The 5664-nt window shown below is 78.1% G+C and carries 4 protein-coding genes; 2 read left to right on the forward strand and 2 right to left on the reverse strand.

Annotated elements, in window-relative coordinates:
* Positions 1-93: 93 nt before the first annotated feature.
* Together ABEA77_RS20550 and ABEA77_RS20555 are read right to left on the reverse strand one after the other, a co-directional pair.
* The gene (locus ABEA77_RS20550; RefSeq protein ID WP_345649516.1) at positions 94-1053 is read right to left on the reverse strand and encodes a hypothetical protein; all 960 of its coding nucleotides are present in this window, start codon (positions 1051-1053) and stop codon (positions 94-96) included.
* A 246-nt stretch (positions 1054-1299) separates the two neighbouring features.
* Positions 1300-1929: a TetR/AcrR family transcriptional regulator gene (locus ABEA77_RS20555; protein WP_345649519.1), complete on the reverse strand. Its 630-nt coding sequence runs from the start codon at positions 1927-1929 to the stop codon at positions 1300-1302.
* Between the two features lie 98 nt (positions 1930-2027).
* Between ABEA77_RS20555 and ABEA77_RS20560 the strand changes: the two genes are divergently transcribed.
* Together ABEA77_RS20560 and ABEA77_RS20565 are read left to right on the forward strand one after the other, a co-directional pair.
* Positions 2028-2900, forward strand: coding sequence for a ketopantoate reductase family protein (locus ABEA77_RS20560; protein WP_345649522.1), 873 nt, complete (start codon positions 2028-2030; stop codon positions 2898-2900).
* Positions 2901-3239: 339 nt separating this feature from the next.
* Positions 3240-5664, forward strand: a 2425-nt coding sequence (locus tag ABEA77_RS20565; protein ID WP_425588336.1) for a helicase-associated domain-containing protein, incomplete at its 3' end; no start/stop codon positions are given.

Raw genomic sequence — 5664 nt, forward strand, 5'->3', positions numbered from 1 at the left:
GCGGCCGGCTCAGGCGGGCTCAGCGGACTCGGCGGGAGCGGCCGGCTCAGGCGGGCTCAGCGGACTCGGCGGGAGCGGCCGGCTCAGGCGGGCTCAGCGGACTCGGCGGGAGCGCCAGACGAGGAAGAGGGCCGAGGCGACGGCCGCGACACGGACCACGACCGGCCAGGTGTCGGCGAGCGCGTGGGCCATGCCGCCCTTCGGGATCGGGTCGCCCCAGCGGTCGTTGAAGCGGCCCCAGAGCCAGACCAGGCCCGCGGCCACCGACACGCCCGGCAGCCAGAAGACGGCGACTTTCGCCTCACTGCGCGTCAGGGTCCGCGAGAAGTACGCGAGCACCCAGCCGGCGAGCAGCGCCCAGATGTTGCCGAGGACCGCGCCGACCACCAGCAGCGCGGCGGTCAGCAGCAGGAACGGGTTGGTCAGGCCGAAGCCCCTGCCCTCCGCGGCGCCCCTGCGGCGCCACCACGAGCGGCCGGGCCCGCCGGCCTCCTCGACGACCTCGGCCTCTTCCTCCACGGCCGCGGGAACCACCTTGTGCAGCGGCACGGCCGACTCGCCCTCCGGCCGCGGCGGGCGCAGTATCTCCGGGATCTCGACGCCGCCCACGAACCCGCCGACCTGCAACTGCCCGGCCCCCATCGCGTCGGGCCCCGGGCCTGGCTGCACCCGCCACCAGTCGGTCGAGCCGCCGCCCGGCGGGGGCGTGCCGCGCTCGTCCATGCCCGCGAGGTGCGGCCCCGTCGGCATGGACGGGGTGGACGTCGCCTGCCGCGGCACGCCGGGGCCGGTGGCCGACGCCTCGTCACCACGGCCCGTGGCCCGGCCCGTTCCCGCGGTGCCGACGACGGTCTCGGGCGTCCCGAGCTCCCCCAGGATGCGCTTGACCGAGGCCGTGGTGTCGCCGCCGACGTCACCGCGCCGCCGGTCGATCTCGCTGCGCAGCGAGGAGACGAGCCTCATCCGGTCCGCGGACGGCATCTGTCGCTGATGAGCCACGTCGCCGACGCGGCTGAGGTAGTCAAAGACCAGCTGGTCGCTCTCGATCCCCACGCACGCGATGGTGTCGAAGTACTCCGCGCACGTCCAGTGCCGACGCCGGGCGTACGGCGCCCGCCGCCGCCGTACGCCGGACCGCGCGCCGGATCCACGGGCGGGCCCGTGCGCCGGTTCCGTACGCGCGCCCGTGTGCGGGGCTCCGTACGCGCGCCCGTGCGCGGGAGGCTCAGGCGCCGGTTCCGTACACCGGTTCCGTACACCCGCCCGCACCCCGCCCGCGCGGGCTCCGCCTTCGCGCCGTCAGGGCGCCGTCGGCGGCGCGCTCATCGCCGCCGTCAGGAACGTGACGGCGTAGCGCCTGGCCGCCTCGCCCGGCGCGGGGGCCGGGCAGGCCGGGGAGGGCCGGTTGTGGACGTCCACGCGGTCCACCGCGGTCACGGCGAGGATCCCCCGCATCCGGAACCACAGCTCGTCCGGCGCGAGGTCGGGCAGCGCGCGCCGGAAGGCCGTCAGATACCGCTCGCGGACCGCGTCCTCCGCCGGGCCCGTCCAGCTGCGCGCCTCCTCTGCCGGGTCGCCGAGGATCGTCACGATCAGCCGGGACCTCCGGGCGCCGCCCTCGTCGCCGGCCGGCATCCCGTCGAACAGCGGCCCGGCGAACGCCTCGACCAGGTCGGCGACCGGCGGCTCCGGCGCCCTGGCGAGCAGCGCGTCGAGCCCGGCGCGCTGCGCGGCGGTGATGGGCGCGACCACGCGGCGGGCGACCGCGGCGAGAAGCTCCGCCTTCGAGCCGAAGTGGTAACCGACCGCGGCCAGGTTCGCCCCGGCGAGTTCGGTGACCGCGCGGATCGAGGTGCCGCGGTAGCCGCGCTCGGCGAAGAGGTGCTCGGCCGCGTCGAGGAGCTGGGTGCGGGTGTCGGTCGGCGCCATGGATGCGTACTGTACCGTTCGTTCGAATAAAACGAACGTATGAATGAGCCGGATCGACGACAGATCGACGGCAGATCGATGACAGACAGAGGGTCGCCATGAAGCTGCTCGTGTACGGCGCCGGGGTCCTCGGCAGCCTGCTCTCCGCCCGCCTGTACGAGGCCGGGCTCGACGTCTCGCTCCTCGCCAGGGGCGAGCGCCTGGCCGCCCTGCGGCGGCACGGGGTGCTGCTCGCAGAGGAGGACGGCCGGGCCGTCAGGCGCGTACCGGTGCCGGTGGTCGAGCACCCGGACGGCGGGTACGACCTGATCGCCGTCCTCGTCCGCACCCATCAGGTCGCGGCGGTGCTCGAACCGCTCGCCGGCCTCGGGAGCGACGTGCTGTTCCTGCACAACTGGGCGGCGGGCCCCGGGCCGCTGGGCGCGGTGCTCGGCCGCGAGCGGGTGCTGCTCGGCTTTCCGGCCCTGTCCGGCGGCACGATGGACGGCGACGTCGTACGCCACCGCGCGGCCGGCCCGGGCCGCGGCCTCGCGATGCCGGTCGGCGAACCCGGCGGCCGCACCACCCCGCGGCTCGACCGGATCGTGCGGACGTTCCGCGCCGCGGGGGTCCCCACCAGGGCCGAGCCGCGCATGGAGGCCTGGCTCGCGACGCACGCCGCGTTCTCGGTGCCACTCGGACGGGCGGCGCTCGCAGCGGGCGGCCCCGCTGCGCTTGCCGACGACCCGGACGCGGTCCGTGACATGGTCCGCGGCATACGGCGGCAGCTGGCCGCCCTGCCCGCGCCGCCGGTCCCCCGCGGGTTCGCGGCGCTGCGGGTCCTGCCCGAGGGGCTGCTCGTGCCCGTGCTGCGGCGCTTCCTGCGGAGCTCGACGGCCGTGCACAGCGGACTGAGCGACCTCTCGTCCGCGACGGCGGCCGAGCTGGACCTGCTCGCGGAACAGCTGCGCGCCGGCGCGCGGGGACGGTAGGCCGGGTCCTCTCGACGGTGAACCGGGGCTTTCGACGGTGGGCAGGGCCCCTTCAGCGGTGAACCGGGGCCCCCTCGACGCCGGACGGGGCCCCTCGGCGGTGGGCAGGGTCCTCGGCCGTGGGCAGGGTCCTCGGCGGTGGGCAGGGTCCCCCTCGGCGCCAGACGCGGCCCCCACGGCGGTGGGCCGGGTCCCTCCGCCCGCGTCGAGCCGCGGGCTGTTGCCGCACACCGGGGGCCGGGCCGGCGGGCGGTCGCCGCGCCCTCCGGGGCGGGGCCGACGCACGGCGGGGGGTGCGGCGGGCCCGCGGCGCCGCCGGCACGGGCTACCTTGGGTCGGATGGGCAGGACGGGCCGTACCGAGGAGGCACAGGTGTCGGAAGGACCCGAGGCGACGAGCGGCGCGCCCCGTGGCGGGCGCGGCGGCACCGGCCGCGACGACCGCGCGGCCACCGCGCCCCGCACCCTCGCGGAGGCGCTGCGCGCCCGCGGCGACGCCTCACTCGGGGCGCTGCTGCGCGCCCGGCCCGACCTGCTCTCCCCCGTGCCGAAGGACCTCTCCGAGCTGGCCGGGCGGGCCGGCACCCGCGCTTCCGTGGTCCGCGCGCTGGAGCGGCTCGACCGCTTCACCCTCCAGGCGGCGGAGGCCCTCGCCGTCGCCCCCGAGCCCGCCACGCTCCGGGCCCTGCGCGGCCTCCTCGCGGGCGACGACGGTGACGAGGCCGTCGAGGCCGCGCTGCCGCGGGCCCTCGAAACCCTGCGCGACCAGGCCCTCGTCTGGGGCGACGACGAGCGCCTGCGCCTGGTGCGCACGGCGCGCGAACTCCTCGCGCCCTCCCCCGCGCACCCCTCCCCCACGGGCCTCGGCCCGACCGTCGCGGAGGCGATCACCGGCATGTCGCCCGGCCGTGTCCAGGAGATCGTCGCCGCCGCCGGCCTGCCCACCACGCACGACGCGGTCTCCGCGGTGGCCGCGCTGACGGACCTGTTCACCGACCGCCGCCGGATGGCGGCGCTCCTCGACACCGCGCCGGGCGAGGCGCTGGGCGTCCTGGACCGGCTGGTGTGGGGGCCGCCGTACGGGGAGGTCACCGCGAACCCGACGCCGCCCGTGCAGTGGCTGCGCGACCGCGGCCTGCTGCTGCCCGCGTCGCCGCGCACGGTCGTGCTGCCCCGCGAGGTCGCGCTGCACCTGCGCGGCGGCCGGGCGCACCGGCAGCCCGAGCCGGTGCCGCCCGCGCTGGAGCCGCGCGGCGCCTACAGCCCGCAGGTGGTGGACAGCGCCGGGGCCGCGCAGGCGTTCACCGCGGTCGGCACGGTCGAGGAGCTGGGCAAGGAGTGGAACGAGGGCGGCCCCGGCGTCCTGCGCGCGGGCGGCCTCTCCGTGCGCGACCTGAAGCGCACGGCCGCCGCCCTCGACACCACCGAGCCGCTCGCCGCGTTCTGGCTTGAACTGGCGTACGGGGCCGGGCTGATCGCCCCGGACGGCGAGGCCGACGAGCGGTACGCGCCGACACCCGCCTACGACGACTGGCAGGAGCTGGCAGCGCCCGAGCGCTGGGCGGCACTCGCCACCGCGTGGCTCGCCGCCACCCGCGCCCCCGGCCTGGTCGGCGGCCAGGACAGCAGGGGCCGCACGCTCTCCGCCCTCGGCCCCGACCTGGACCGCGGCGCGGCCCCCGAGGTGCGGCTGCGCGTCCTCGCGCTGCTCGCGTCGCTGCCCGAGGGCACGGCGCCGACACGCGAGTCCCTGCTCACCCGGCTGAACTGGGAGCGCCCGCTGCGCGGTGCGGGCGTCACAGGTCGCACCGAGGACCTGCGCTCCCGCCTCGCCGGCTGGGTGCTCGACGAGGCCGAACTGCTCGGCGTCACCGGCAGGGGCGCCCTCTCCGCGATGGGCCGCGCGCTGCTCCCCGCGACGCCGGACGGCGAACTCCCACGAGGCGGGGGCCAGGCGGCCACGACGCGGGAGGCGCGCCCGGGCGTGGTGGCGCAGGGCAGTACACCGGACGCGGACCCCGGGGCGGCAGCGTGGGGCGGGGGCCAGGACACGGCGACGCGGGACACCGGCGCCACCGGGGCGGCGGCGTGGCTCAGCGCAGAGGCCGCCGCAGAGACCCCGGGCGCGCGGGCCGCGCGCGCCGCGCGGGCGCTCGCGCCGCTGCTGCCCGAGCCGCTGGACCATGTGCTGCTCCAGGCCGACCTGACCGCCGTCGCGCCAGGCCCGCTGCTGCGGCCGCTCGCCGAGCTGCTCTCGGTCGCCGCGGACATCGAGTCCAAGGGCGGCGCGACGGTCTACCGCTTCACGCCCGGTTCCGTACGGCGCGCGCTCGACGCCGGGCAGTCCGCGTCCGACCTGCACGCCTTCCTCAGGGACCACAGCCGTACGCCCGTGCCGCAGCCGCTGACGTACCTGATCGACGATGTCGCCCGCAAGCACGGCCATCTGCGGGTCGGCGCCGCCTCGGCGTACGTGCGCTCCGACGACGAGGCCGTGCTCGGCGAGATCCTCGCCGACCGGCGCTCGGCCAACCTGCGGCTGCGCCGCCTCGCGCCCACCGTCCTCGCCACCCAGGCGGACCCGGCCGCGCTCCTCGAAGGGCTGCGCGCCATGGGGTTCGCGCCGGCGGCCGAGTCCGCGGAGGGCGATGTGCTGGTCGCGCGGGCCCACGCGCACCGCGCCCCAGCGCGCTCCGCGCCCGTACCGGTGCCCGACGGGCCGCCGCGGCCCGAGCCCGCGCTGCTCGGCGCCGCGGTCCGCGCCC

Origin of the sequence: Streptomyces tremellae (assembly GCF_039540215.1) — a bacterium.
In the GTDB taxonomy this organism is placed as follows: Bacteria; Actinomycetota; Actinomycetes; order Streptomycetales; family Streptomycetaceae; genus Streptomyces; species Streptomyces tremellae.